Source organism: Pseudomonas sp. Marseille-Q8238 (assembly GCF_965111915.1).
In genome coordinates, this window is record NZ_CBCOPI010000001.1 from 1,996,535 (window position 1) to 2,021,281 (window position 24,747).

The 24,747-nt window shown below is 61.4% G+C and carries 22 protein-coding genes; 9 read left to right on the plus strand and 13 right to left on the minus strand.

Features of this window, described 5'->3' with window-relative positions:
* Nucleotides 1–8 precede the first annotated feature (8 nt).
* Complete coding sequence (metG, locus tag ACWPW0_RS09210) at nt 9–2,051, minus strand: methionine--tRNA ligase (RefSeq protein WP_454255126.1); 2,043 nt, start codon at nt 2,049–2,051, stop codon at nt 9–11.
* A gap of 285 nt (nt 2,052–2,336) precedes the next feature.
* Between metG and apbC the strand changes: the two genes are divergently transcribed.
* The gene (apbC, locus tag ACWPW0_RS09215) at nt 2,337–3,431 is read left to right on the plus strand and encodes an iron-sulfur cluster carrier protein ApbC (RefSeq protein WP_454255127.1); all 1,095 of its coding nucleotides are present in this window, start codon (nt 2,337–2,339) and stop codon (nt 3,429–3,431) included.
* Between the two features lie 146 nt (nt 3,432–3,577).
* On the opposite strand, the gene ACWPW0_RS09220 is transcribed toward apbC, so the two are convergent.
* Complete coding sequence (locus ACWPW0_RS09220; RefSeq protein WP_454255128.1) at nt 3,578–4,069, minus strand: rod shape-determining protein; 492 nt, start codon at nt 4,067–4,069, stop codon at nt 3,578–3,580.
* Nucleotides 4,070–4,222: 153 nt separating this feature from the next.
* Between ACWPW0_RS09220 and dcd the strand changes: the two genes are divergently transcribed.
* The 3 genes from dcd (at nt 4,223) to ACWPW0_RS09235 (ending at nt 5,790) form a co-directional block, all read left to right on the plus strand.
* Nucleotides 4,223–4,789, plus strand: coding sequence for a dCTP deaminase (gene dcd / locus ACWPW0_RS09225; protein WP_447590995.1), 567 nt, complete (start codon nt 4,223–4,225; stop codon nt 4,787–4,789).
* Between the two features lie 151 nt (nt 4,790–4,940).
* Entirely contained in the window at nt 4,941–5,495 is a 555-nt protein-coding gene (locus ACWPW0_RS09230; RefSeq protein WP_454255129.1) for a hypothetical protein, read from the plus strand.
* An 82-nt stretch (nt 5,496–5,577) separates the two neighbouring features.
* Complete coding sequence (locus ACWPW0_RS09235) at nt 5,578–5,790, plus strand: hypothetical protein (protein WP_447590997.1); 213 nt, start codon at nt 5,578–5,580, stop codon at nt 5,788–5,790.
* A gap of 72 nt (nt 5,791–5,862) precedes the next feature.
* On the opposite strand, the gene nadE is transcribed toward ACWPW0_RS09235, so the two are convergent.
* The 3 genes from nadE to ACWPW0_RS09250 are packed head-to-tail and all read right to left on the minus strand — an operon-like array spanning nt 5,863 to nt 8,543.
* Complete coding sequence (gene nadE / locus ACWPW0_RS09240) at nt 5,863–6,690, minus strand: ammonia-dependent NAD(+) synthetase (RefSeq protein WP_447590998.1); 828 nt, start codon at nt 6,688–6,690, stop codon at nt 5,863–5,865.
* A gap of 10 nt (nt 6,691–6,700) precedes the next feature.
* Nucleotides 6,701–7,894, minus strand: a complete 1,194-nt coding sequence (gene pncB, locus ACWPW0_RS09245; RefSeq protein WP_454255130.1) for a nicotinate phosphoribosyltransferase — start codon at nt 7,892–7,894, stop codon at nt 6,701–6,703.
* Nucleotide 7,895: 1 nt separating this feature from the next.
* Complete coding sequence (locus tag ACWPW0_RS09250; RefSeq protein ID WP_454255131.1) at nt 7,896–8,543, minus strand: nicotinamidase; 648 nt, start codon at nt 8,541–8,543, stop codon at nt 7,896–7,898.
* Between the two features lie 137 nt (nt 8,544–8,680).
* Here ACWPW0_RS09250 and ACWPW0_RS09255 point away from each other — a divergent pair, with 137 nt between their 5' ends.
* The 3 genes from ACWPW0_RS09255 (at nt 8,681) to putP (ending at nt 14,524) form a co-directional block, all read left to right on the plus strand.
* The gene (locus tag ACWPW0_RS09255; protein WP_454255132.1) at nt 8,681–9,373 is read left to right on the plus strand and encodes an NUDIX domain-containing protein; all 693 of its coding nucleotides are present in this window, start codon (nt 8,681–8,683) and stop codon (nt 9,371–9,373) included.
* Between the two features lie 240 nt (nt 9,374–9,613).
* Nucleotides 9,614–12,793, plus strand: a complete 3,180-nt coding sequence (gene putA, locus ACWPW0_RS09260; RefSeq protein WP_454255133.1) for a bifunctional proline dehydrogenase/L-glutamate gamma-semialdehyde dehydrogenase PutA — start codon at nt 9,614–9,616, stop codon at nt 12,791–12,793.
* A gap of 240 nt (nt 12,794–13,033) precedes the next feature.
* Nucleotides 13,034–14,524, plus strand: coding sequence for a sodium/proline symporter PutP (gene putP, locus ACWPW0_RS09265; protein WP_447591003.1), 1,491 nt, complete (start codon nt 13,034–13,036; stop codon nt 14,522–14,524).
* A gap of 154 nt (nt 14,525–14,678) precedes the next feature.
* On the opposite strand, the gene lpxH is transcribed toward putP, so the two are convergent.
* Both lpxH and ACWPW0_RS09275 read right to left on the minus strand, forming a co-directional pair.
* On the minus strand, nt 14,679–15,398 hold the full coding sequence (lpxH, locus tag ACWPW0_RS09270) for a UDP-2,3-diacylglucosamine diphosphatase (protein WP_454255134.1): 720 nt from the start codon (nt 15,396–15,398) through the stop codon (nt 14,679–14,681).
* 4 nt (nt 15,399–15,402) lie between these two features.
* A complete protein-coding gene (locus tag ACWPW0_RS09275) occupies nt 15,403–15,897 on the minus strand; it encodes a peptidylprolyl isomerase (RefSeq protein WP_447591005.1) in 495 nt (164 codons plus the stop codon).
* A 324-nt stretch (nt 15,898–16,221) separates the two neighbouring features.
* On the opposite strand from ACWPW0_RS09275, the gene ACWPW0_RS09280 reads away from it, so the two are divergent.
* Together ACWPW0_RS09280 and cysS are read left to right on the plus strand one after the other, a co-directional pair.
* The gene (locus ACWPW0_RS09280; RefSeq protein WP_447591006.1) at nt 16,222–17,904 is read left to right on the plus strand and encodes a glutamine--tRNA ligase/YqeY domain fusion protein; all 1,683 of its coding nucleotides are present in this window, start codon (nt 16,222–16,224) and stop codon (nt 17,902–17,904) included.
* Nucleotides 17,905–17,907: 3 nt separating this feature from the next.
* Nucleotides 17,908–19,293, plus strand: coding sequence for a cysteine--tRNA ligase (gene cysS, locus ACWPW0_RS09285; protein ID WP_454255135.1), 1,386 nt, complete (start codon nt 17,908–17,910; stop codon nt 19,291–19,293).
* A gap of 172 nt (nt 19,294–19,465) precedes the next feature.
* Here the strand turns inward: cysS and ACWPW0_RS09290 are convergent, their stop codons facing one another.
* The 6 genes from ACWPW0_RS09290 to ACWPW0_RS09315 form a co-directional block, all read right to left on the minus strand.
* Complete coding sequence (locus ACWPW0_RS09290; protein WP_454255136.1) at nt 19,466–19,888, minus strand: PaaI family thioesterase; 423 nt, start codon at nt 19,886–19,888, stop codon at nt 19,466–19,468.
* Nucleotides 19,885–20,787: an alpha/beta hydrolase family protein gene (locus ACWPW0_RS09295; protein ID WP_454255137.1), complete on the minus strand. Its 903-nt coding sequence runs from the start codon at nt 20,785–20,787 to the stop codon at nt 19,885–19,887. The genes ACWPW0_RS09290 and ACWPW0_RS09295 overlap by 4 nt, the downstream gene beginning before the upstream one ends.
* Nucleotides 20,784–21,617, minus strand: coding sequence for an RNA polymerase sigma factor (locus ACWPW0_RS09300; protein ID WP_454255138.1), 834 nt, complete (start codon nt 21,615–21,617; stop codon nt 20,784–20,786). The genes ACWPW0_RS09295 and ACWPW0_RS09300 overlap by 4 nt, the downstream gene beginning before the upstream one ends.
* A gap of 317 nt (nt 21,618–21,934) precedes the next feature.
* Nucleotides 21,935–22,843 carry an EamA family transporter gene (locus ACWPW0_RS09305; protein ID WP_454255139.1) on the minus strand — a complete coding sequence of 303 codons (909 nt, stop codon included), beginning with the start codon at nt 22,841–22,843 and terminating at the stop codon, nt 21,935–21,937.
* A gap of 209 nt (nt 22,844–23,052) precedes the next feature.
* Complete coding sequence (locus tag ACWPW0_RS09310; protein WP_454255140.1) at nt 23,053–23,943, minus strand: NAD(P)-dependent oxidoreductase; 891 nt, start codon at nt 23,941–23,943, stop codon at nt 23,053–23,055.
* Between the two features lie 99 nt (nt 23,944–24,042).
* Entirely contained in the window at nt 24,043–24,717 is a 675-nt protein-coding gene (locus ACWPW0_RS09315; protein WP_447722259.1) for a GntR family transcriptional regulator, read from the minus strand.
* Nucleotides 24,718–24,747: the final 30 nt, after the last annotated feature.

A 24,747-nucleotide genomic window follows, 5' to 3' on the forward strand; every position in this document is an offset into this window, starting at 1 on the left:
GGTAAGGGTTATTTGACGCGCTGGCCGGGTTTGGCACCGCTGTCCGGGCTGAGCAGGTAGATCTCTTCGCCGCCAGGGCCGGCGGCCAGGACCATGCCTTCGGATACGCCGAACTTCATCTTGCGTGCAGCCAGGTTGGCCACGTACAGGGTCAGGCGGCCTTCGAGCTTGCTTGGGTCGGGGTAGGCACTCTTGATGCCGCTGAACACGTTGCGCTTCTCGTCGCCGATATCCAGGCTCAGGCGCAGCAGCTTGTCCGCACCCTCGACGAACTCGCACTTCTCGATCAGGGCGATACGCAGGTCGACAGCGGCGAAGGCATCGAAGGCGATCTCGGCGGCCAGCGGGTCTTTCGCCAGTTCGCCGTTGCCAGTTGGGGCAGCAGGTGCGTCGGTGGCGGCGAGATCTTCCTTGGACGCGGCGACCATGGCCTCGATCTTGGCAGGCTCGATACGGGTCAGCAGCGGGTTGAACGGATTCAACTGATGGTTGGCCAGCGATGTGCTCAGGTCGCTCCAGTTCAGTGGCGCGACATTGAGGAAGGCCTCGGCGTCACGTGCCAGGTTCGGCAGTACCGGCTTGAGCAGGATCACCAGCTGGCGGAACAGGTTGACGCCCAGGGCGCAGATTTCCTGTACCTCGGCCTGCTTGCCTTCGACCTTGTTCAGTGCCCATGGGGCTTTGTCGGCAATCCAGGCGTTGGCGCGGTCGGCCAGCGCCATGATCTCGCGCATGGCACGGGAGAAGTCGCGGGCCTCGTAGGCCTCGGCGATGCTCGGCGCGGCGGCCTGGAAGGCAGCCCACAGCTCTGGTTCAGGGTTGGCGTCGACCAATACACCGGCGTTGCCCTTGTGAATGAAGCCGGCGCAGCGGCTGGCGATATTGACCACCTTGCCGACCAGGTCCGAGTTGACCTTCTGTACGAAGTCCTCGAGGTTGAGGTCCAGGTCATCGACGCCCCGACCCAGCTTGGCTGCGTAGTAGTAGCGCAGGTACTCCGGATTCAGGTGGTTCAGGTAGGTGCGCGCCTTGATGAAGGTGCCACGCGATTTGGACATCTTCTGGCCGTTGACCGTCAGGTAGCCGTGCACGTTGACGCCGGTCGGCTTGCGGTAGCCCGCGCCTTCGAGCATGGCTGGCCAGAACAGGGTGTGGAAGTTGACGATGTCCTTGCCGATGAAGTGGTACAGCTCGGCGCTGGAATCCTTGTTCCAGAAAGCGTCGAAGTCCAGCTCCGGGCGCTTGGTGCAGAGGTTCTTGAAACTGGCCATGTAGCCGATCGGCGCGTCCAGCCAGACATAGAAGTACTTGCCTGGCTCGTCGGGGATCTCGAAGCCGAAGTAGGGCGCATCGCGGCTGATGTCCCACTCTTGCAGGCCGCTATCCAGCCATTCGGCGATCTTGTTGGCCACGGCGTCCTGCAGCGAGCCGCTGCGGGTCCAGGTCTTCAGCATGGCCTCGAAATCGGGCAGCTTGAAGAAGAAGTGCTTGGAGTCCTTGAGTACCGGTACGGCGCCGGAAATGGCCGAGCGCGGGTTCTTCAGCTCGGTCGGCTCGTAGGTGGCGCCGCACTTCTCGCAGTTGTCGCCGTACTGGTCTTCGGCCGCACATTTCGGGCAGGTGCCCTTGATGAAACGATCAGCGAGGAACATGCCCTTCTCAGGGTCGAAATACTGGGTCACCGAACGGGTGGCGATATGCCCGGCATCTCGCAGTTTGAGGTAGATCGCGGTGGACAGCTCGCGGTTCTCTTCGGCGTGGGTCGAGTGGTAATTGTCGAATTCGACCAGGAAGTCGGCGAAGTCGGCGCAGTGCTCGGCCTGTACGTTGGCGATCAGCTGTTCCGGAGTGATGCCTTCCTTTTCCGCGCGCAGCATGATCGCCGAGCCGTGGGCGTCATCGGCACAGACGTAGATGCACTGGTTGCCGCGCAGCTTCTGGAAACGCACCCACATGTCGGTCTGGACGTACTCAAGCATGTGGCCGAGGTGGATCGAACCGTTGGCGTAGGGCAGGGCGCTGGTAACGAGAATCTTGCGGGCTTCGGACATGGTGATCGACTGCACTGGTATTACGAGAGAAGTCGGCAACTATAAGGGAAGCGGCAAGCCTCAAGCTACCAGCCGCAGGTAAAAGCGCGTAGGAGCGAGCGCTGCTTGCGATTGCCGGCAAGGCGCAAGCATCGCCGGACGCAGGGTGGATCGCGCTTCACCGATTCACCGAGCGGCGTTCTGGTGGATGAAAAAGGCGTCAGCTGCGCGCCCCGATCCACCCTACGGATCAACCGTGTGGGGTAATATGCCCGCCTGTTTTGCTCAGCCTTTCGGAGTTGCCTCATGAGCGCCGTCACCCGCGAAGGGGTCGAAGCGACCCTGCGTCAGTTCACCGACCCCAACCTCAATCAAGATCCGGTCAGCGCCGGTTGCCTGCGTGAAGTCGATATCCAGGGCGGCAAGGTCCATGTGCGCCTGGAGTTGGGCTATGCCGCGGGGTTGTTCAAGAGCGGCTGGGCGCAGATGCTGCAAATGGCCTTGGAGGGCATGGACGGTGTCGACAGCGCCAAGGTCGAGGTCGAGTGCGTGATCGAGCCGCACAAGGCGCAGGCCCAGGTGCCGGCGCTGGCCAATGTGAAGAACATCATTGCCGTGGCCTCCGGCAAGGGCGGTGTGGGCAAGTCGACCACCGCCGCCAACCTGGCGCTGGCCCTGGCCCGCGAAGGGGCACGGGTCGGCATCCTCGATGCGGATATCTACGGCCCGAGCCAGGGCATCATGTTCGGCCTGCCCGAGGGCACCCGGCCGAAAGTGCGCGACGAGAAATTCTTCGTGCCGCTGGAAGCCCATGGCGTGCAGGTCATGTCGATGGCCTTCCTCACCGACGAGAATACGCCGGTGGTCTGGCGCGGGCCGATGGTGTCCGGTGCCCTGTTGCAACTGATTACCCAGACCGCCTGGGACAACCTCGACTACCTGGTGGTGGACATGCCGCCAGGGACCGGCGATATCCAACTGACGCTGGCGCAGAAAGTGCCGGTGGCCGGTGCGGTGATCGTCACCACTCCGCAGGACCTGGCCCTGCTCGATGCGCGCAAGGGCGTGGAGATGTTCCGCAAGGTCAATATCCCGGTGCTCGGCGTGGTGGAGAACATGGCCGTACACATCTGCTCCAATTGCGGCCATGCCGAGCACCTGTTCGGTGAGGGCGGTGGCGAGAAGCTGGCCAATCAATACGGTGTCGACCTGCTGGCCTCGTTGCCACTGTCGATGGCTATCCGTCTGCAATCGGATGGCGGCAAGCCGACCACTATCGCCGATCCGGAAAGCCAGATCGCCATGATCTACCAGGAAATGGCCCGCAGCGTGGGTGCGCGCATTGCTCAGGGTGGGTTGGGTGCCAATGCCATGCCGACCATCGAGGTCAGCGACGACTGACCCTCAGAACTTGTCTCGGATCTGCTGCGCGTCGGCCAAACTGCGTTGAAAACGGCTTCGGAATGCTCATTTACAGCCCGTAAACTGCGCTTCCTCAGCCATTTTCGCCTTGTTTTGCTCTAGCTCGCGAGATTCGAGACAGGTTCTCAGGGCGCGATCAATGATCCACCATCGGCGGGGAACTGGCGGGAACGCAGTTCCTCCTGGCTGAGTTCGCGGCCAATCCAGAGGTGGACCTTTCGTGCGCCGGCGCAGCAGCAGAGTTCATGCAAACCGCGTGCTTCTATCTGCGTCAGGCCGCCTTCCAGGTGTTCCTGTGGGTGCAGGACGACTACCGGCGCGGGCTTGAACAGCGACTTGGGTGTGAGCTGGCGAAAAAACAGTTGCAGGGTCTTCTCTGCGATGGAGAAATCGGCCAGTAGCGAGCGCGGATGCTCGAAACCGTTCAAGAGTTCGACATCGGCCTTGCCCTGCAGCTTTCTGACTGCTTCGCCTACGGCAACCGCCTGACGTTTGCCGTTGAGCACTTGCATCGCCAGCAGCGGCGGTTCATTGAAGGTCTTGCCGGAAGGCAGATGGATGCCGCTGAGACTCTGGGAACTGAGCTTGAGATAAAGCAGGGGGCGCAAGGTTTTCAAACATGCCGGTATCCATTCCCGGGGAGAAAGGCCCACAGCCTAGCTCCATGCGGCTTTGCCGTCGACGGAGTGAGCACCACTTTGCTCGCTGCGGCCCGCCCCGGTAAGATGCGCGCTCAGTTTTTCTCCAGACCTTGATTCAGGACGCCCGCCATGAGCATCAAATCGGACAAGTGGATTCGCCGCATGGCCCAGGAACACGGCATGATCGAGCCGTTCGTCGAGCGTCAGGTACGTACCGAGGGTGCCGAGCGCCTGATTTCCTACGGGGTTTCCAGCTACGGCTACGACGTGCGCTGCGCCGATGAATTCAAGGTGTTCACCAACATCCACTCGGCCACCGTCGACCCCAAGCACTTCGATGAGAAGAGCTTCGTGGATGTAAAAGGCCCGGTGTGCATTATTCCACCGAACTCCTTCGCCCTGGCGCGTACCGTCGAGTACTTCCGTATCCCGCGCGATGTGCTGACCATCTGCCTGGGCAAGAGCACCTACGCGCGCTGCGGCATCATCGTCAACGTCACCCCGCTGGAACCCGAGTGGGAAGGCCATGTGACCCTGGAGTTCTCCAATACCACCACCTTGCCGGCGAAGATCTACGCTAACGAGGGCGTGGCGCAGATGCTGTTCCTGCAGTCGGATGAAGCCTGCGAAGTCTCCTACAAGGATCGTGGCGGCAAGTACCAGGGGCAGACCGGGGTCACCCTGCCGCGCACCTGATGGACGGCTAGCTGTGTAAAAAGCCGGGGATGCCCGGCTTTTTTGTGAGTGGCTACCTTGGGGCAGTCAGCTTGCCGGCCACCGCAAGCGACGGGCAAAAGGGCCATCAGCCATTTTGTGATCAGTGGATCGTCAATGCCGAGGTGAAGTGATGAAGGCGCGTCATATTCTGCTCCTGTTGCTGTGCCTGGCGTTTCCGCCGTTGAGCCAGGCAGGCGATACCTTGGTCGTGTACACCGGACGAGAAGTGTTCGGCCTGTTGCCTAGCGCCTCGGCTGAGTCCTTTATCAAACGTCTCGGTACGCCGAGCGCCGAGCTGGCGCTGAGCAATGGCCGTCGTGGCCTGCTGTTCGGCAATTCGTTGCTGCTGGTGTTTGCCGAAGATACCTTGCGCGAGGTGCGCTGCTGGGCGCTGCCCGATTTCACTTCCGACCTGTTTCTCGGCTGGATGCAGGATATCGAGACAGGCGAGGGGACCAGGCCGACTTTCAGCGTCGATGACCAGCTGTCCTTGGGGCAAGCCCGGGAAGAAGTCGCGCCCTGGCTGGTGGGGCTGGAAGGTACTGGCGACGAACGCTCGGAAGTGCTGATCAAGAACGGTAGCGAAATCTGGATCGGCTACGGCAGGGCCGGAGATTACGGTTCCGGCGATGGCGACGAGCAGCGCGTGGTGTCGCTGACCGTGCATTTCAACGAAGGGCGCTGAGCACGGGCCGGGAAATAGGGGGAATGTTAGCCGGGTACTGAACTCTACCCATCGAGGGCCGTATTGCCTGATGGAGGTTCATATGCGTGTTTATTCCTTGTCCCGATCCCCTACGGGCTCGCTCCCAGCGAATGTAAATGCTTACCTGGAAGACTACCTGATCGACGCCTGGCTGATGGGGGGCATTCCTGGCCAGCCGGACCCTGACACCCCCGATAATCCTGAGCCGCCTGTCGAGCCGGGTGTACCGACCCTGCCAGATCCACCGCCGCCCACGCCTGTAGCCCGCGCTTAGGTTCTTGGCCATGACGGCTTTGGCTGGTTCACGGTGCGCATGGCCGGTGGCCCCGCGCACTGTGCATGGCGATCACGGCACCAGCGGCAGTTCGCGTTTGTGCCGGGAGTTGTCGTAGGTGCGCACGATGATGGCGTAAGCCTCGTCGCTCACGGGCTGACCATGCAGAAACGCATCGATCTCGGCATAGGTCACGCCGTGGGCGTCTTCGTCCGGCTTGCCTGGGCGCAGCTCTTCCAGATCGGCGGTCGGCACTTTCTGCACAAGATTCTCCGGGGCTCCCAGAACGCGGGCGATGGCGCGGACCTGGCCCTTGACCAGGCCGCTGAGTGGCGCCAGATCGCAGGCGCCGTCACCGAACTTGGTGAAGAAGCCCATCACCGCTTCGGCGGCGTGGTCGGTGCCGATCACCAGGCCATTGTTGGCATTGGCGATGGCGAACTGGGCAACCATGCGGATGCGTGCCTTGATGTTGCCAACCACGAAGTCGCGACGGGCATCGCTGAGCTTTTGCAGGTGGCTGACTTGCTCGTTGAGGCCGTTGACGCTGGCGGCGATGTTTACCGTGTCCTCCACATCGGCATGGATGAAGCGCATCGATTCCTGAGCATCATGTTCATCGTGTTGGGTGTTGTGCGGCAGACGCACAGCGATGAAGCGGTAGCCATCATCGCCCGTCTCGCGGCGCAGTTCTTCGACCGATAGCTGAGCCAGGCGCCCGGCGGTGGTGGAATCGACGCCCCCGCTGATGCCCAGAACCAGCACCTTGAGGCCAGCATTGCGCAGGGTCTGCTTGATGAAGGTCTTGCGGCGTTCGATTTCCGCCAGCAGGGCGGCGTCATCGGCGAAGGGCGCCACCACATCGAGAGCGGCGGCGATTTCGGCTTGGCGGTTGCTCATTTCAAAGTCCTCACACGCGAAATACATGTTTCAGGTAGCTGACGAAATTCTCGTCCAGGCATTGGGTCTTGCCGGGCGTGTCGGAGATCTTCGCCACGGGTTGGCCGTTGCAGGCGGTCATCTTGATCACGATGTTCATCGGTTCGACGCCGGGAATGTCGCAGGTCAGGTTGGTGCCGATGCCGAAGCTTACGTTGATCCGTCCGTGAAGTGCACGGTAGAGCTGTAGCGCTTTCTCCAGGTTAAGGCCGTCGGAGAACACCAGGGTCTTGCTCAAGGGGTCGATACCGAGCTTCTCGTAGTGGGCGATGGTCTTGTTGGCCCAGACCAGCGGGTCGCCAGAGTCGTGGCGCAGGCCGTCGAACAGCTTGGCGAAGTACAGGTCGAAATCGCGCAGGAAGGCATCGGTGGTGATGCAGTCGGTCAGGGCGATACCGAGCAGGCCGCGGTATTCACGCACCCAGCAGTCCAGTGCAGCGATCTGGCTGTCGATCAGGCGCGGGCCGAGCTGCTGGTGCGCCATCAGCCATTCGTGAGCCATGGTGCCAATGGGCTTGAGGTCGAACTCGCGGGCCAGATGCACGTTGCTGGTGCCGACGAAGCGGCCCGGAAAATCCCGCTTGAGGATGTGCACCATCTCTTCCTGCACGCGGTAGGAGAACCGTCGGCGGGTGCCGAAATCGGCGATCTGGAAGCCTTCCAGTTCACTGGCCCTGGCCTCGCCCTTGAGCCAGTCGAGCTTGCGATAGAGCTGTTCGCCGGCCTGCTCCAGCAGCACCTCGCGGTAGCGATAACGGTTGCGTACCTCGCTGATGATCGCCAGCAGCGGGATCTCGTAGAGGATCACGTGCAGCCACGGCCCACGCAGGCGGATGCACAGCTGACCATCCTCGACGCTGGTCTGCACGTAGCGCAGGTTGAAGCGGAACAGGCTGAGGAAGCGGATGAAGTCGGCCTTGATGAACGGGATCTTTTCCAGGAAGGCGAGCTGATCGGCGGTGATGGAAATGTCCGCCAGACGCTCGATCTGGTAACGGATCTCGGCCAGGTACGGGGTCAGGTCTTCCTGGTTGCGACAGCGGAACTCCCACTCCACTTCGGCGTTGGGGTAGTTGTGCAGCACGGCCTGCATCATGGTCAGCTTGTAGAAGTCGGTGTCGAGCAGGTTCTGCACGATGCGCTCGGCAAATACGCTTTCGCCCATGTCAGTTCTCCAGGTTCTTGCTGTTGAGGGCTGCGTCCAGCTCATCCAGATCGTTATGCAGGGCAATACCGGCGGCGCGCATTTCGGCGCAGGCGGCCTGTGCCGTATCGTCAGCGATGGCGCGGCAGGCCGGTAGGTAGACATCGACCGCAAAGCCGGCGCGGCGCAATTGCAGGGCGCTGGTCTTCACGCAGTAGTCCAGGGCCAGGCCGCCGACCAGCACGCGCTCCACGCCATTGTGCCGGAGAAACTCGATCACGCCTGTGCTGCGTCGCTCAGCCAGGTCGTGGTAGCAGGCACCGTAGGGGTGCAGGTCCGGCTCTACGCCTTTCCAGACGAAGTAGTCGTAATCGAGCGGGGCGGGCAGTTCGTCGAGCAGTTCGAAGCCGGGCGTACCGGGTACGCAGTGGCTGACCCAGGACAGGTCGGCATTGGCCAGCGGCAGTGGCTTGAGCATCTCCGCATGGCTTGGCGCGATCCAGGCGGCTTGCGGGCTGTGGGCATCCTTGCTGCCCAGGCGCAAATGCGCACGGCTGGCCAGTTGATTGAGGGCTGGGGCGATCTGCTCACCGCCGGCAACCGGCAGTTCGTTCGGGCACAGCGGCGTGAAGCCTTTTTGCGCATCGATGTCGAAGCTGGCGATTTTCATGGAGTAGCCCTCGGCTTGGGTTGGATGGCTAGATATTCCATCTGATGAAATAAGTCGTCAAGCAGTTTTCCTGCCTTGGGAGTGAAAATGCACGAGTTATTCGTCAAGATGAAATAAGTCCTGGGAGAGGAGGTGACATGCAGTCTGCCGAAGTCCTGGCCGGTGTCGATATCGTCGCACTGCGCCTGAATGTCCGCGCCGAGTTGGAAGTACTGGTGATCCGCCGTGAACGTGCCCCGTTTGCGGGGCAGTGGGCACTGCCTGGTGTGCTGGTCAATGGTCGTTGCGCCGATATCGATCTGGATGCGGCCGCCACACGTGCGTTGGCTGAAAAGGCTCGTGTATGCCCGCGCTATCTGGAGCAGGTGGCCACGGTGGGGAATGCTCGCCGCGACCCGCGGGGATGGTCACTGAGCACCTTCTACCTGGCGTTGCTCGATGGGGATGTGACTGCCGAGGGCTCCGAGAGTGCCTTCGTTGCGCTGGCCGGTGTGCTGGATGGAAGCTGTGCCTTGTCGTTCGATCATGCCCAACTGGTCGGCCAGGCTGCCGAGCGGCTGGCCAGCAAGTCCGTCTATACCTCGCTGCCGCTGTACCTGCTTGCCCCGCGCTTTACCGTCACCGAGGCGCTGGCTGCATTCCAGGCGTGCCTGGGGCAGGCGGTGCAGCACACCACCTTGCGTGGGCGTTTGGAGAAGATGAAACAACAGGGCTGGATCACCGATACCGGTGAGAAGAACTACCCGAAAATGGGCCGTCCCCAGGCGCTGCTGGAACATTGCCCGACAGACTCGGGCCTTTATGTATTCGACCGCAGCGTGTTGTCCTGACCCTGCCTGTGCACGCTAGCGCTTGAACATTGCCTCCTGCTGATTCAAGCGTCTGTCTCGATAAAGTCCCCCACTCTGGAGTTTTCTGCAAAAACTCCAGAGTTTCTCGCAAGAACCCGTCATCGCTCTGTCACTAGAGTCCTGCATCCCGCGTGCTTGCTGCATAGAACCATTCGTTCTTGCAGCTTCGCTGCAATGGGCTAGACCAAACAATAGTCTCTAGAAAAAGAGGAGGGCGTGATGTTCAAAGCCAGTCACGTCTTGCAGGGCGATGTTCTCAAGCAGACTGCCGCCGAATTCTTCCCCGCCATCAGCGCCAACTACGCTGTTGACGAGGCCGCTTATCTCACCGAGCTGCTGCAGCTCGCCGACCCCGGTGCTGCTGGCATCGAGGCCATCAGCGCCAAGGCGCGTCACCTGATCGAGGACGTGCGCAGCCGCGACAACGCCGAAGACACCCTCGACGCCCTGCTGCGCCAGTACAGCCTCGACACCCACGAAGGGTTGATGCTGATGTGCCTGGCTGAAGCGCTGTTGCGTGTGCCGGACGCCGCCACTGCCGATGCGTTGATTCGCGACAAGCTCAATGCCGCCGAGTGGGAGCGTCACCTTGGCCAAAGCGACAACGTGCTGGTCAACTTCGCTGCCTGGGGCCTGGTGATGACCGGCAAGGTGGTCGACCCGGAAACCGCCGACGGTCGCCCGAAGAACATCCTCGGCCGCCTGATCAAACGTTCCGGTGAGCCGGTGATCCGCGCCGCGATGAACCAGGCCATGAAGCTCATGGGCAAGCAGTTCGTCCTCGGTCGCAGTATCAGCGAGGCGTTGAAAAACGGTCGACCGCAGCGCGAACAGGGTTACACCTATTCCTTCGACATGCTCGGTGAAGCGGCGCTGACCGCTGACGATGCCGAGAAGTACATGAACGACTACCGCAAGGCCATCGACACCGTCGGCAAGGAGCCGCAGGTCGGTCCCGGTCCGCGTCCGTCGATCTCGATCAAGCTCTCTGCCTTGCACCCGCGCTACGAAGTGGCGCAACGCGAACGCGTGCTCAGCGAGTTGTTCGCCAACGTCCGGGAGCTGGCCATCCGTGCCCGTGCACTGGACGTCGGCATTGCGGTCGATGCCGAGGAAGCGGATCGCCTGGAGCTGTCCCTTGAACTGTACGAGAAGCTCATGCGTGACCCGGCCATTGCTGGCTGGGGCGAGTTCGGCCTGGTGGTCCAGGCCTATTCCAAACGCTGCCTGCCGGTGCTGGTATGGCTGACCCTGCTGGGTAAGGAGCTCGGCGCCAGGATGCCGCTGCGCCTGGTCAAGGGCGCCTACTGGGACAGTGAGATCAAGCAGTGCCAGGTCCAGGGCGCGTTGGGTTATCCGGTGTTCACCCGCAAGGAGGGTACCGACACCTCGTATCTCGCCTGTGCGCGTTACCTGCTCTCCGAGCATACCCGTGGGGTGATCTACCCGCAGTTCGCCAGCCACAACGCACACACCGTCACCTGCATCCTGAGCATGGCCGACGCGGCCAGGGCCGAGTCCGGTGAGGTGCGCGATTTCGAGTTCCAGCGCCTGCATGGCATGGGCGATGCGCTGTACGACACCGTGCTCGAGCAGCATGGGCGCAACGTGCGCATCTACGCCCCGGTCGGTGCGCACAAGGACTTGCTGCCATACCTGGTACGTCGCCTGCTGGAGAACGGTGCGAACTCTTCGTTCGTGCACCAGTTGGTCGACCCGAGCGTGCCGGTGGAGTCGCTGATCGATCACCCGGTGACGCAACTGCGCACATTCAACACTCTCGGCAATGACCGGATTCCCCTCCCGCTGGCGCTGTTCGGCGCGGAGCGGAAAAACTCGCAGGGCATCAACATGAACATCCAGAGCCAATGGGCTGACCTCGAGGCCGACTTCAACGCCAACCTGGGCAAGACCTGGCAGGCCACCCCGGTGATCAACGGCCAGAAACTCACGGGCGCGGCACAGGACGTGCGTTGCCCCTATGACCTCGGCAAGGTGGTCGGTAGCGTGCAGTTCGCCAGTGCCGAACAGGCCGCCACTGCCCTCGACGTGCTCAGTGCCGCCTGGCCGCGCTGGAATGCCACCCCGGTTGACGACCGTGCGTCGATCCTCGACCGCGTTGCCGACCTGATGGAAACCCACCGCGCCGAATTGATGGCGCTGTGCACCCTGGAAGCCGGCAAATCGCTGCAGGATGGCATCGACGAAGTGCGTGAAGCGGTCGACTTCTGCCGCTATTACGCCCAGCAGGCGCGCCTGCGCCTGGGCCGTGAAGAGCTGCAGGGCCCGACTGGCGAGCGCAACGAGCTGTTCCACGAAGGCCGCGGCATCTTCGCCTGCGTCAGCCCGTGGAACTTCCCGTTGGCCATCTACCTGGGCCAGATCAGCGCCGCATTGGTCGCCGGTAACTGCGTGCTGGCCAAGCCGGCCGAGCAGACTAGCCTGATCGCTGCCCGTGCCGCCGACCTGTTGTTCGAAGCCGGCCTGCCGAAAGATGTGTTCGCCCTGTTGCCGGGCGACGGCGCTACCCTCGGCGGCGTGTTCTGCCGCGATGCCCGCGTCGCCGGCGTGTGCTTCACCGGTTCCACTGACACCGCACGCATCATCAACCGCCAACTGGCCGACAAGCCAGGCCCGATCGCCGCGCTGATCGCCGAAACCGGCGGCCAGAACGCCATGATCGTCGACTCCACCGCGTTGCCCGAGCAAGTGGTCAAGGACGCTGTAGCCTCGGCCTTCACCAGTGCCGGCCAGCGTTGCTCGGCCCTGCGCGTGCTCTATGTGCAGGACGATATCGCCGAGCGCGTGCTCGACTTGCTCAAGGGCGCGATGGCCCAACTCAACGTCGGCCCGACTCACCAGCGCGTCAGCGACGTTGGACCGGTGATCGACGAAGAAGCCAAATCCGGCCTGCTGGCGCACATCACCCAACTCAAAGGCGAGGGCAAGCTGATCGCCGAAGCCACGCTGCCAGACGGCCTCAATGGCCACTTCATCGCCCCGGTGGCGTTCGAGATCGCTGGCATCCACGAGCTGAAGAAAGAGCACTTCGGCCCGGTGCTGCACGTGGTGCGCTTTCAGGCGGCGAACCTGGAGAAGGTCGTCGCAGCGATCAATGCCACCGGCTACGGCCTGACCCTCGGCGTGCACAGCCGCAACGAGGAAACCGCCCAGCGTATCGAGGCCCTGGCGCGTGTCGGCAACTTGTACGTCAACCGCAACCAGATCGGTGCGGTGGTCGGCGTGCAGCCATTCGGCGGTTGCGGCCTGTCCGGCACCGGCCCGAAAGCCGGTGGCCCGAGCTACCTGCTGCGCTTCGCCAACGAACGCACCACCTCCACCAACACGACAGCGGTGGGCGGTAACGCCTCGCTGCTGTCGCTGGGCGATGGAGAGTAAGGCGTAAATGTCCTGAGCTTCTAGGTCCAGGGCAGGGCGGGACAAGGTCTCGCCCAACCACTTTCAGGATGAAAGTGCTGATTGGCGCCGAGCATGGCGTGCCTGTTGAGGGTTCTGCTCCACCGTGAGCAGGGCTCGTCGCGACACTTGCCAAAAGCGGGTGTTTTGCAAGCCGGGCTGCGGATAACCCATCGCAGCGATAAAAACGTGCACTAACAATAAACGAGAGGGTACTCCCCAATGACTGCTAGCACTCCCATGCTGGTCACCTTCGTGGTCTATATCCTGGCCATGGTACTGATCGGCTTCGTTGCCTACCGGGCCACCAAGAACTTCTCCGACTACATCCTGGGTGGGCGTAGCCTGGGCAGCTTCGTAACCGCGCTCTCTGCCGGCGCTTCCGACATGAGTGGCTGGCTGTTGATGGGGCTGCCCGGGGCGATCTTCGTCGCGGGCATTTCCGAAAGCTGGATCGCCATCGGCCTGATCATTGGTGCTTACCTCAACTGGTTGTTCGTCGCTGGGCGCTTGCGTGTGCAGACCGAGCACAATGGCAATGCGCTGACTCTGCCGGACTTCTTCACCAACCGTTTCGAGGACAGAAGCCGAATCCTGCGCGTCCTCTCTGCTGTGGTCATTCTGGTGTTCTTCACCATCTACTGTGCTTCTGGCGTCGTTGCCGGTGCGCGCCTATTCGAGAGCACCTTCGGCCTGCCCTACGATGTAGCGTTGTGGGTAGGGGCTGCCGCGACCATCGTCTATGTGTTCGTCGGTGGTTTCCTCGCCGTAAGCTGGACCGACACCGTACAGGCCACGCTGATGATCTTCGCCCTGCTGATCACGCCGGTGTTCGTGGTGCTTGCCCTGGGTGACTACAGCGCTGCCATGGCGACCATCGAGCAAGCCAACCCGGCCAACTTCGATATGTTCCGTGGCCTGTCCTTTGTCGCCATCATCTCCCTGCTGGGCTGGGGGCTGGGCTATTTCGGTCAGCCGCACATCCTGGTGCGCTTCATGGCTGCCGATTCGGTCAAGTCGATCCCGGCTGCACGCCGTATCGGCATGACCTGGATGATCCTGTGCCTGGGCGGCGCGGTCGCAGTCGGTTTCTTCGGCATCGCCTACTTCGCCAACAACCCATCGCTGGCGGGTCCCGTAACCGAGAATGGCGAGCGTGTGTTTATCGAACTGACCAAGATCCTGTTCAATCCATGGGTGGCGGGCATCATTCTCTCGGCGATTCTCGCCGCGGTAATGAGTACCTTGAGTTGCCAGCTGCTGGTGTCCTCAAGCGCCCTGACTGAAGATTTCTACAAGGCCTTCCTGCGCAAGGATGCCAGCCAGAACGAGCTGGTCTGGGTCGGTCGCGGCATGGTGCTGCTGATTGCCGTGGTGGCCATCGCCATCGCTTCCAACCCGGATAGCAAGGTGCTGGGTCTGGTGTCCTACGCGTGGGCGGGCTTCGGCGCGGCCTTTGGGCCGGTGGTGCTGCTTGCCGTCCTGTGGAAGGGCATGACCCGCAACGGTGCGTTGGCCGGCATGCTGGTCGGTGCCGTGACCGTGGTGGTGTGGAAGAACTGGATCGGCCTGGGGCTGTACGAAATCATTCCGGGCTTCATCTTCGCGACCCTGGCAATCCTGGTTTTCAGTCGTATCGGCAATGCGCCGTCCACAGCCATGCAGCAGCGTTTCGATGTGGCCGAGAAGGAATACCAGGACGCTCACATCTGAGTTTTCGGTCCGGTTGGCTGGTCGTCCAGTCGTGACCTTTTGCAGGCACACGACCCGATAGTGCTTCGCGGCCCACACTTTGCGGTGTTGGGCCGTTTTTTTGCCTGCCTATCGGGCAATCGAGGTGCGTGTTTTGGCGTAGCGAGAAGACCGTTCAGAGTGCGAAAGGGGCCTGTTGGTAGCCGTTTTCGTCGATCTGCAGGGCCCAGGCCTGTTTGTCCCAGTCGCCAAGGACGATGCGTTGCGCGGGCTCGCCATCGACCTCCAGCGTGTGTACGGCTGGGCGATGGGTGTGGCCGTGGATCAGCGTGCGCACGCCAAAGGCCGTCATCACTTTCGGCACTTCCTCGGGCGTCACATCGACGATCTCGCTGGCTTTCATACGCGTTTGCGCGCGACTTTCGTTGCGCAGCTTGCGCGCCAGCTTGTGCCGGGTGCTCAGCGGCAGGCGGCGCAGGATGAACAGCGTTAGCGGGTTACGCAGCACGCGGCGCAGCTTCATGTAGCCGACATCCAGGGTGCACAGGCTATCGCCGTGCATCAGCAGGACCGGCTTGCCGTCGACCTGAATCACGCTCGGGTCTTTCAGCAGGGTGCAGCCGGCTTCGCGGCAGAATGCCTGGCCGATGAGAAAGTCGCGGTTGCCGTGCATCAGGTATACCCGCGTGCCGCTGTCGCTCAATTGGCGCAGGGCGCGGGCGATGTCGTGCTGGAACGGCGACATGGCGTTGTCGCCGATCCATACTTCGAAAAAGTCGCCGAGGATGTACAGGGCCTGTGCCTGGGGCGCCCGTTCGGCGAGGAAATGCACAAACGCCCGGCTGATATCCGGGCGTTGTTCTTCCAGGTGCAGATCGGAGATCAGCAGGATCATCGACTTACTCGACGATTTCGGCCTTCTCGATGACCACGTCGTCCACCGGAACGTCCTGGTGACCCGACTTCATGGTGGTGGCAACAGCCTTGATCTTCTCGACCACGTCCATGCCCTCGACTACTTCGCCAAATACCGCGTAGCCCCAGCCTTGTACGGTCGGTGCGCTGTGGTTGAGGAAGCTGTTGTCGGCAACGTTGATGAAGAACTGCGCAGAGGCCGAGTGCGGCTCCATGGTGCGAGCCATCGCCACGGTGCCAACCTTGTTGGCCACGCCGTTGTTGGCTTCGTTCTTGATCGGTGCGCGGGTCGATTTCTGCTTCATGCCCGGCTCGAAACCACCGCCCTGGATCATGAAGTTGCTGATCACACGGTGGAAGACGGTGCCGTCGTAGTGACCGCTCTTCACGTACTCCTTGAAGTTGGCCACGGTTTCCGGGGCTTTGTCTTCGAACAGTTCCAGGGTGATGACGCCGTGGTTGGTGTGCAGCTTGATCATGGGATTCACTCTCGGGTTACGGGCAAAACGGGCGGCATGGACCGGCACGGTAGCGGCGAGGGCCTGACTTTGGTGCCTTATCGTCACGCCTGGTCGCTTTGCGGCTGTCAGGGGGTTGACGGGTTCGCTATCATACGGGCTTTGATTTGACCGGCCTACCCTTGTCGGGTCTGCTGCGCGTCGGCCATGCCGCGTTGAAACCGGGCTCAGAATGCTCATTTACACGTCGTAAACTGCGCTTCTTCGCCCGATTTCGCCTTGCCTGGCTCTAGCTCGCGAGACCCGAAATTAGCTCTACGCCGCGTATTCGTACCTAAGGACATCATGAGCAAGCCCACCGTCGACCCCAAAGCCAGCACCGCCGCCGCCAACTTCCTGCGTCCGATCGTCCAGGCCGACCTGGACAGCGGCAAGCACGCCAAGATCATCACGCGCTTCCCGCCGGAGCCCAACGGCTACCTGCATATCGGCCATGCCAAATCGATCTGCCTGAACTTTGGCCTGGCCAAGGAGTTCGGTGGCGAGTGCAACCTGCGTTTCGACGACACCAACCCGGCCAAGGAAGACCAGGAATACATCGACGCAATCAAGGCCGATGTCGAGTGGCTGGGCTTCAAGTGGGCGGGCGAGGAGCGCTACGCCTCCAACTACTTCGACCAGTTGCACGACTGGGCCGTGGAGCTGATCAAGGCTGGCAAGGCCTACGTCGACGACCTGTCGCCGGAGCAGGCTCGCGAATACCGGGGCAACCTCACCGAGCCGGGCAAGAACAGCCCGTTCCGTGAGCGCTCGGTGGAAGAGAACCTGGACCTGTTCGCCCGCATGAAAGCTGGTGAGTTCCCGGACGGCGCCCGTGCCCTGCGCGCGAAGATCGACATGGCCTCGCCGAACATGAACCTGCGCGACCCGATCCTCTACCGCATCCGTCACGCCCATCACCACCAGACCGGCGACAAGTGGTGCATCTACCCGAGCTACGACTTCACCCATGGTCAGTCGGATGCCATTGAGGGTATTACCCACTCCATCTGCACCCTGGAGTTCGAAGATCACCGCCCGCTGTACGAGTGGTTCCTCGAGCAACTGCCGGTGCCGGCGCAACCTCGCCAGTATGAATTCGCCCGTCTCAACCTGAACTACACCATCACCAGCAAGCGCAAGCTCAAGCAACTGGTCGATGAGAAGCATGTAAATGGTTGGGACGACCCGCGCATGTCGACCCTCTCGGGCTTCCGTCGTCGTGGCTACACGCCGGCGTCGATCCGCAACTTCTGCGACATGATCGGCGTCAACCGTGCCGGCGGCGTGGTCGATGTCGGCATGCTCGAATTCGCCATCCGTGAAGACCTCGACGCCAACGCCGCGCGCGCCATGTGCGTGCTCAAGCCGCTGAAAGTGGTCATCACCAACTACCCGGAAGGCCAGGTCGAGAACCTCGAACTGTCGCGCCATCCCAAGCAGGACCTGGGCGTGCGCGTATTGCCGTTCAGCCGCGAGATCTACATCGACGCCAGCGACTTCGAGGAAACCCCGCCGGACGGCTTCAAGCGCCTGATCCCCGGTGGCGAAGTGCGCCTGCGTGGCAGCTACGTGATCCGCGCCGACGAGGCCATCAAGGACGCTGCCGGCAACATCGTCGAACTGCGCTGCAGCTATGACGAGAACACCCTGGGCAAGAACCCCGAGGGCCGCAAGGTCAAGGGCGTGATCCACTGGGTGCCGGCTGCCGAAAGCGTGGAGTGCGAAGTGCGCCTGTATGACCGCCTGTTCCGCTCCGCCAACCCGGAGAAGGACGAAGAGGGCGGCAGCTTCCTCGACAACATCAACCCGCAATCGCTGGTGGTGCTCAAAGGCTGCCGCGCCGAGCCATCGCTGGCCAATGCCACGCCGGAAGAGCGCTTCCAGTTCGAGCGCGAAGGCTATTTCGTTGCCGACAGCAAGGACAGCAAGCCGGGTGCGCCCGTCTTCAACCGGACTGTAACCCTGCGCGACTCCTGGGGAGCCTGATCCATGGCGTTGTCCATCTACAACACCCTGAGCAAGGTCAAAGAGCCCTTCAAGCCGCTGGTGGCCAACCAGGTGCGCATGTACGTGTGCGGCATGACCGTGTACGACTTCTGCCACATCGGCCACGCCCGCGTGATGGTGGCGTTCGACGTGGTCACCCGCTGGCTGCGTCATCGCGGCTATGACGTGACCTACGTGCGCAACATTACCGACATCGACGACAAGATCATCAAGCGCGCCAATGAAAACGGTGAGCCGTTCGAGGCATTGGTCGAGCGCATGATCGCCGCCATGCACGAGGACGAGGCGCGTCTCTGCGTGCTGCGCCCGGACATCGAGCCGCGTGCCACTGGCCACATCGATGGCATGTACCAGATGATCCAGACCCTGATCGACAAGGGCTACGCATACGCCCCCGGCAACGGCGACGTGTACTACCGCGTCGGCAAGTTCGTCGGCTACGGCAAGCTGTCGCGCAAGAAGATCGAAGACCTGAAGATCGGTGCTCGCATCGAAGTCGACGAAATCAAGGAAGACCCGCTCGACTTCGTTCTGTGGAAAGGCGTCAAACCGGGCGAGCCGAGCTGGCAGTCGCCCTGGGGCGCGGGCCGGCCGGGTTGGCACATCGAGTGCTCGGTGATGTCCACCTGCTGCCTGGGCGAGACCTTCGACATCCATGGCGGCGGCCCGGACCTGGTGTTCCCGCACCATGAGAACGAGATCGCGCAGAGCGAGGCGGCTACCGGCAAGCTCTACGCCAACGCGTGGATGCACGCCGGCGCGGTGCGCGTGGACGGCGAGAAGATGTCCAAGAGCCTGGGCAACTTCTTCACCATCCGCGAAGTGCTGGAGAAGTACCACCCGGAGGTGGTGCGCTACCTGCTGGTGTCCAGCCACTACCGCAGCCCGATCAACTACTCCGAGGACAGCCTCAAGGAAGCCAAAGGCGCCCTGGAACGTTTCTACAACGGCCTGAAAGGCCTGCCACAAGCCCAGCCTGCCGGTGGCGAAGCCTTTGTCGAGCGCTTTGGCGCAGCAATGGACGACGACTTCAACTCGCCAGAAGCCTGCGCCGTGCTGTTCGAGATGATCCGCGAGGTCAACCGCCTGCGTGAGTCGGACGTACAAGCCGCCGCCGGCCTGGCTGCCCAGCTCAAGCAGTTGGCGGGTGTGCTCGGTGTGCTGCAGCTGCAGCCGGACGACTTCCTCAAGGCCGGTGCCGAAGGCAAGGTCGACGCTGCCGAGGTCGATGCCCTGATCGCCGCGCGCCTGCAAGCACGCGCCGACAAGAACTGGGCCGAGTCCGACCGCATCCGCGACCAGATCACTGCCATGGGCGTGGTGCTGGAAGACGGCAAGGGCGGCACTACCTGGCGCCTGGCCGAATAAGCGTTTGCTGCACGGAGAAGGCCGCTCGATGAGCGGCCTTTTTTGTGGCTGTTGCTTGCTGGCCCTCACGTTTTGACATGGAAAAGACCCGCTCCTGCATATTCCGATGGTGCAGCAGTATCAGAGCCTGTAGGGCAGCAACTTTGGTTCACGTTATCGTTCTGCTGAACCTTTAAGTTAACGCTGGTGCGGGTACCGCAAATACCGCACTGGCGCGCGCCACCACTCGCTCATCAACCTGCAAGCTCGCCGTGGCGAATGCCATCTGCCGGCCACGTTTGGCGTGTTCCAGGCGCACTACCAGCCATTCGCCGATCTGTACTGCATCGAGGTAATCCAGGGTCATGCTGGCCGTTACCAGTGGTAATGGTGGCTCACTGGAAAAGGCCATGGCGTAGCCCATGCCGACATCCATCAGGGTTGCCAGGACGCCGCCATGCAAGGTGCCACGACCATTGGCATGGCGGCTGTCTGTGCGCAGGCCGATTTCCAGCTGCAAGCCGCTGCCTTTGCAATAAAACGGCCCGAGCAGGTCGAGCAATGGGCTGCTGCGAGGTAGGCTGAGGAATCCCTCGGGAATCAGGGCGTCATTCATACGAGCAGCCTCGCATCTGTCTTCTGTTCGAGGATTGCCAGCACGCGTGGCCATAGGCTGTCGGAGAACTGGCGGCGAAAGAACCCCATGTGACCGACTCGACCGAGACCCAGCTGTGCAGGGTCGAGCATCTCCAACCGGCTGGGTGCATTGGTATAGGCGGCCAGCAGTTTGCGGGTGCAGGCTTGCGTCATGGATTCATCGTCGCTGAGGCCGATGGCATGAATCGGGAAGCGCGCTTGCTGATAACCGGCGAGAATCTTCTGCGGGTCGGCGCCCCAGGCAAAATCCGGGTGACGACACCAGTGAATCCACTGACGCATCACCCCGTGGGGCAAGTCGCCAACCAGGCCCAGGCGCCGCCCGGGGAAGTAGCCCAGCAAGCGGTTGAGTAGTGGCCCCAGGCTATGCAGTAGTAATGGTGCTATCAGCTGTGAGCGCCAGGCCCAGTCACGCCAGTAGCCGGAGCCGCTGCCGATTGCCAGCAGGCCATCGATGGCCCGTTGCGCCTCCTGGCTGGCCATGCCTGGTTGCTGAGCGCCTAGGCTGTGTCCAATTACCTGCAATGGCAGATTGGGAAACTGTGTCTTGAGCCAGAGCACTGCAGCTGAGAAGTCCTGCTCAGCCCAGACGCCGAAGTCCGTCGCAAAGCCGCGCAGCGAACCGGCAAACGCAGCGGGACGAGAGGCACCCATGCCGCGAGGATCGAATGTCAGCACCACAAAGCCCTGATTGGCCAGCCATGTGGCGAAGCGGGCATAGAAACGCTGTGGTACGGCAAGCGCACTTGATATCAATACGCTCTGGCGAGGTTGGAGCCTCGCTGGTGGCGAGAAAAGGTAGGCCGTGAGGACAAAGCCATCTGCCGCCAGCAGTTCGAATGGTTGCCCGGTGTTCATTGCCAACCTCCGGTATGCAGCTTGAGCACTGCGCGTACGCTCTCGATGACCCGGTGTGGCACCTGATAGTCGGGGTGGGCGCGGAACACCGCGGCGGTGTTGCTGAGTCCAGTTAGGGCGATCAGTTCTGCCTCTGGCTGACGTGACGTGGATTTGCCGATTCCAAGCCGTTGGGCTTCGCTGATCGCCGCCAGTTGTTTCTCGCAGGTACAGTGGGCATGACTATTCACCAGGCCGCATTGCTGTTGCATGAAGTCGTCCAGGCGCTGGCGCGCCCGTGACAGGCGTTTGCGAAATGCCTCAGGGGTGATTTCCAGCACGTCGGCTGCTGTCGCCGAGTCGAGCCCGAAGGTCAGGTCCAGGACATAGGCGGCACGGTGCTCACGATCCAGGCACATCAACATGCCTTGGGTACACGTCAGCGCCAGGCGTTGGGCCGCCAGCTTCTCATCTGGACCAAACTGGTGAGGACTGCCAGCAGCCAGGGCGCGCTCGGCCAGTTGCAGGCCTAGGCCCAGCTTGTCTTCCAACCCGTCCAGGGACAGGGCTGGTGCTTCCTTGGCTCGCGAGCGTGCGGTGAGCAGGTAGTTGCTGGCGATACGGAACATCCAGGTACTGAAGCGGCTTTCGCCCCGGAAGCTGGAAAGATGCGTGGTGATGCGCAGGAGGATTTCCTGGGTCGCGTCCTGTGCATCCTCATGCTGGTGGAGCATGCGCATGGCAAGGTTGAAGATCGTCGGCTGGATCGTCAGCAAGAGGCGGTCCAGTGCTGCGGGATCACCTTGCTGGGCGAGTTGTAGCCACGCGTGATCAATGTCGGGCAGTTTCATCTCAAGCGGGTTCCTTGCGTGTTATCCAAGACGGTCGTAGCCGCTCGGTTTGGCGGCTGTTACATCGTTAGACTCGCTAGCAGTCGAGGTTGTGACTGATGCGCAGCTTAAGGGGCTTGGTTACTCGCAATACCTGAGCTTTCGGAACTGAATGGTTCGATATCTACGCTTCTGTAGCCGTGCTGGTTATTCGCAAGACTGCTTTCTCGTGGGCGATTCAGCTGACATCAGGTTCGATAGGAGGCAACGTTAAAGGCACAGGGGCTATGCAACGACTTGGGCGGCTCGCCTCTGTCCTGTGATCCTGCCTCTTCACTTCAGGAATGGCGCTGGTAGGCGAGGAGAACAATTCCGCCAACGACCAGGCTGCCACCAATCAGTTGAACCCAGGTTAGGTGTTGCCCGAGGATCAGCCATCCCAAGATTAAGCCTGCAACAGGCTCGGCGTTCATGACAGGAGCATTGCGTGCCATGTTCAAGCGCGGCATGAGGATGAACAACCCCGAGAACGCCGCACCGTAAAGCATGACCATTACCGATAGTGCAAGCCAGCCTCCCGTACTGCCTGGGAGTGAGATCCCGGTCGGGAAAACTCCCGTCGTGCCCACAGCAACCGCACACAGGCATACCAAGGCCGTTGACATCATGCTGCGGACGGTCCCATCCAGGCTTGCCAATCGATTTTCAGTGGTCCACAACACCATCGCGAACGAGAGGGCAGAGCCGAGTCCGAATAGCACTCCTTCGAACCATCGACCATCCATAGTCACTTGCCCACTGATTATCGAGGGGATATTGAGTGCCAATAACAGGCCACTAAGGATTACACCCATGAGCACGAAGGCTTGCCGAGTGGGAGCAGGGCCGCCGAGGAGAGCCGTTAGCAGAGCCAATAGAATGGGTGACAGATTAGTCAGGAGGAGAGCCAGGCCTACGGGAATTCGAGCTACAGCAGAGAATATGCATAAGCTCTGCAACCCCAAGAGCAAACCTGCCAGTAGCTGCCATTTGAGTACGCCTGGAGGTATGCGCAGGTGTTCACGGCGTGCCAGGACGATGGCCCCCAGGACCAGGGACGTTATTCCAGAGCGACAAAGAATTGCGAGAAGCAAGCCGGCGCCATTATCAAATGCGATGCGAGCTGCGATGTGATTGCCCGCGAATGCGCAGGCCAGGCCGGCAAGGAACAGAACCGCCATGCCGCGGGGAAAATAAGTAATTTGCATCACGTATGAGCTGAGTTGCTTTCTGAGGCGAACTGCTCGGGCCTCTAACTGCTGACGCGTTACAGCCGATGGAGAGCTATGGCCACACGTGTTTCAGTCAGGGAAGGGCAGATCCGTTAAGGGGTGGCATAGGGCCGATTGGCATTGCTTCCACGCTGAGGTGCCGAGGGCTTCACTTGAAGCCAGGGCACCCAGGGTGGCTGGTGGTGTCAGCCGTGATTACCGACGATGCGGTACATCTCGGTGTGATCGGTCTGCGGGGTCGAGCTCTGTGCGGCTTCTTGCCAGACGGACAAGCATTGGTGGCCGAGCTTCATGTCCTCGGTCATTTGTTCGGCGAGGTTCACTGCGATCTTCAGGTCCTTGACCATCAACTGCAACGCAAAACCAGAGGCATAGGTGCCGCTCAGCATGAACTGATGCACCTTGTTGGCAGTGGTGAAGTTGCCGCCGGAAGCGTTGTTCAGCACGTTGGTCATCACGGCCGGGTCGATGCCGAATTTTTCACCCACATGCAGTGCCTCGACGGTTGCGAGCAGGCCAGTGGCCGAAACGAAATTGTTGAGTGCTTTGACTGCATGGCCCGCACCGCTGGGGCCAACATGAGTGAACACGCCCATGATCTCCAGCAGGCCGGCATGCTGGGTCATGACTTCGACTGCTCCGCCAACCATGATTTGTAAAGTGCCCGCAGTGGCGCGTTTTACCCCACCGGATACTGGTGCATCGAGGAGGTTTATCGAAAGCGTGGACAGTTCTTGAGCCAGGCGCTGAGTCTCAAGCGGCTCTGAGGAACTCATGTCGATAATGCACGCGTCTTTTTTCAGCCCTTTGGCAATGCCGTTTTCACCGAGCAGAACAGCATTTACGACCTTTGAGTTCGGCAGCATGGTGATGACCACACTCACGTCGGTGAGCGAGTGAGCACCCTCGAAGCGGGCTGCACCTAGAGCGGTGCAAACCTCTTCAACCACGTGGGTATTGGTATCGCTGACGAGCAAAGGGTAACCCGCCTTGGCGATGAGAGTGGCCATGGGGCGTCCCATCATGCCTAGGCCGATGAAGAGAACTTTCGGAAGCGGAGTATGGTTGTTGTTCATGCTTGTCTCGACAGTTTGGATTGTTCAAGGGCAGCCATAAAAAGTGGCTCTGCCGAGAAGCCTATGAATTGTAATACAATCTGTCAATGATACGACTTGCTACTCGTTTGTATCGAGCATGCCCAGAGCGGCTGACTCTGCATTCTTGATGTGCTGTTGAGCGATTTCTTTTGCTCCCTCGCTGTCGCGTGCCTTGATCCGGGTAACCAGCTCATCGATTTCCGCCAGGCTTTCAGCAAGGCGCTCAGGTCGGGAAAACGAGGTGGCCCTGAGCAGGTTGATACGCGATAGAAGACCTTGCAGCACTTCGCTGATGAGACTGTTTCCACTGCCCCCCAGGAGCACATCATAAATTTTCGACTTGGATACCAGCAGTGCTCGTCTGTCCGGGTTTTTCGCCTGCGCATGAAGATCACAGACTGCACGCTCCAGATCCTGGATCTGTTCATCACTGGCTAGCCGTGCGAATTCCTGAGCTGCAAAGCCTTCCAGCAGTGCACGCAAGGCATAGAGCTCCTTGGCTTCGCGAGTATCCAGGCTGGCCACCGCGGGGCCTTTATGCGGAACGATCACGACCAGTTTTTCCGCTTCCAGGCGGCGCAGGGCTTCGCGCAGAGGAGGGCGGCTCACTTGCAGCATCTCGCATAGCTCGCGCTCGACAAGACGCTCTCCCGGCGCAAAGCGTCCGTTCATGATCGCTTCGCGCAAGAAGCTTTCAACCTGGCCGCGCAAGGTCTCTGGGCGGTTCATCACCGGCATATCTCCGTGTTCCATCCATTTCTCCATGGTCGGCATGCCAACCCT

Excerpts from the sequence above, each read along its gene's own strand:
- metG (WP_454255126.1), bottom strand. The coding sequence starts at position 2,051 with ATGTCCGAAGCCCGCAAGATTCTCGTTACCAGCGCCCTGCCCTACGCC.
- apbC (WP_454255127.1), top strand. The coding sequence starts at position 2,337 with ATGAGCGCCGTCACCCGCGAAGGGGTCGAAGCGACCCTGCGTCAGTTC.
- dcd (WP_447590995.1), top strand. The coding sequence starts at position 4,223 with ATGAGCATCAAATCGGACAAGTGGATTCGCCGCATGGCCCAGGAACAC.
- ACWPW0_RS09230 (WP_454255129.1), top strand. The coding sequence starts at position 4,941 with ATGAAGGCGCGTCATATTCTGCTCCTGTTGCTGTGCCTGGCGTTTCCG.
- ACWPW0_RS09235 (WP_447590997.1), top strand. The coding sequence starts at position 5,578 with ATGCGTGTTTATTCCTTGTCCCGATCCCCTACGGGCTCGCTCCCAGCG.
- nadE (WP_447590998.1), bottom strand. The coding sequence starts at position 6,690 with ATGAGCAACCGCCAAGCCGAAATCGCCGCCGCTCTCGATGTGGTGGCG.
- pncB (WP_454255130.1), bottom strand. The coding sequence starts at position 7,894 with ATGGGCGAAAGCGTATTTGCCGAGCGCATCGTGCAGAACCTGCTCGAC.
- ACWPW0_RS09250 (WP_454255131.1), bottom strand. The coding sequence starts at position 8,543 with ATGAAAATCGCCAGCTTCGACATCGATGCGCAAAAAGGCTTCACGCCG.
- ACWPW0_RS09255 (WP_454255132.1), top strand. The coding sequence starts at position 8,681 with ATGCAGTCTGCCGAAGTCCTGGCCGGTGTCGATATCGTCGCACTGCGC.
- putA (WP_454255133.1), top strand. The coding sequence starts at position 9,614 with ATGTTCAAAGCCAGTCACGTCTTGCAGGGCGATGTTCTCAAGCAGACT.
- putP (WP_447591003.1), top strand. The coding sequence starts at position 13,034 with ATGACTGCTAGCACTCCCATGCTGGTCACCTTCGTGGTCTATATCCTG.
- lpxH (WP_454255134.1), bottom strand. The coding sequence starts at position 15,398 with ATGATCCTGCTGATCTCCGATCTGCACCTGGAAGAACAACGCCCGGAT.
- ACWPW0_RS09275 (WP_447591005.1), bottom strand. The coding sequence starts at position 15,897 with ATGATCAAGCTGCACACCAACCACGGCGTCATCACCCTGGAACTGTTC.
- ACWPW0_RS09280 (WP_447591006.1), top strand. The coding sequence starts at position 16,222 with ATGAGCAAGCCCACCGTCGACCCCAAAGCCAGCACCGCCGCCGCCAAC.
- cysS (WP_454255135.1), top strand. The coding sequence starts at position 17,908 with ATGGCGTTGTCCATCTACAACACCCTGAGCAAGGTCAAAGAGCCCTTC.
- ACWPW0_RS09290 (WP_454255136.1), bottom strand. The coding sequence starts at position 19,888 with ATGAATGACGCCCTGATTCCCGAGGGATTCCTCAGCCTACCTCGCAGC.
- ACWPW0_RS09295 (WP_454255137.1), bottom strand. The coding sequence starts at position 20,787 with ATGAACACCGGGCAACCATTCGAACTGCTGGCGGCAGATGGCTTTGTC.
- ACWPW0_RS09300 (WP_454255138.1), bottom strand. The coding sequence starts at position 21,617 with ATGAAACTGCCCGACATTGATCACGCGTGGCTACAACTCGCCCAGCAA.
- ACWPW0_RS09305 (WP_454255139.1), bottom strand. The coding sequence starts at position 22,843 with ATGCAAATTACTTATTTTCCCCGCGGCATGGCGGTTCTGTTCCTTGCC.
- ACWPW0_RS09310 (WP_454255140.1), bottom strand. The coding sequence starts at position 23,943 with ATGAACAACAACCATACTCCGCTTCCGAAAGTTCTCTTCATCGGCCTA.
- ACWPW0_RS09315 (WP_447722259.1), bottom strand. The coding sequence starts at position 24,717 with ATGGAACACGGAGATATGCCGGTGATGAACCGCCCAGAGACCTTGCGC.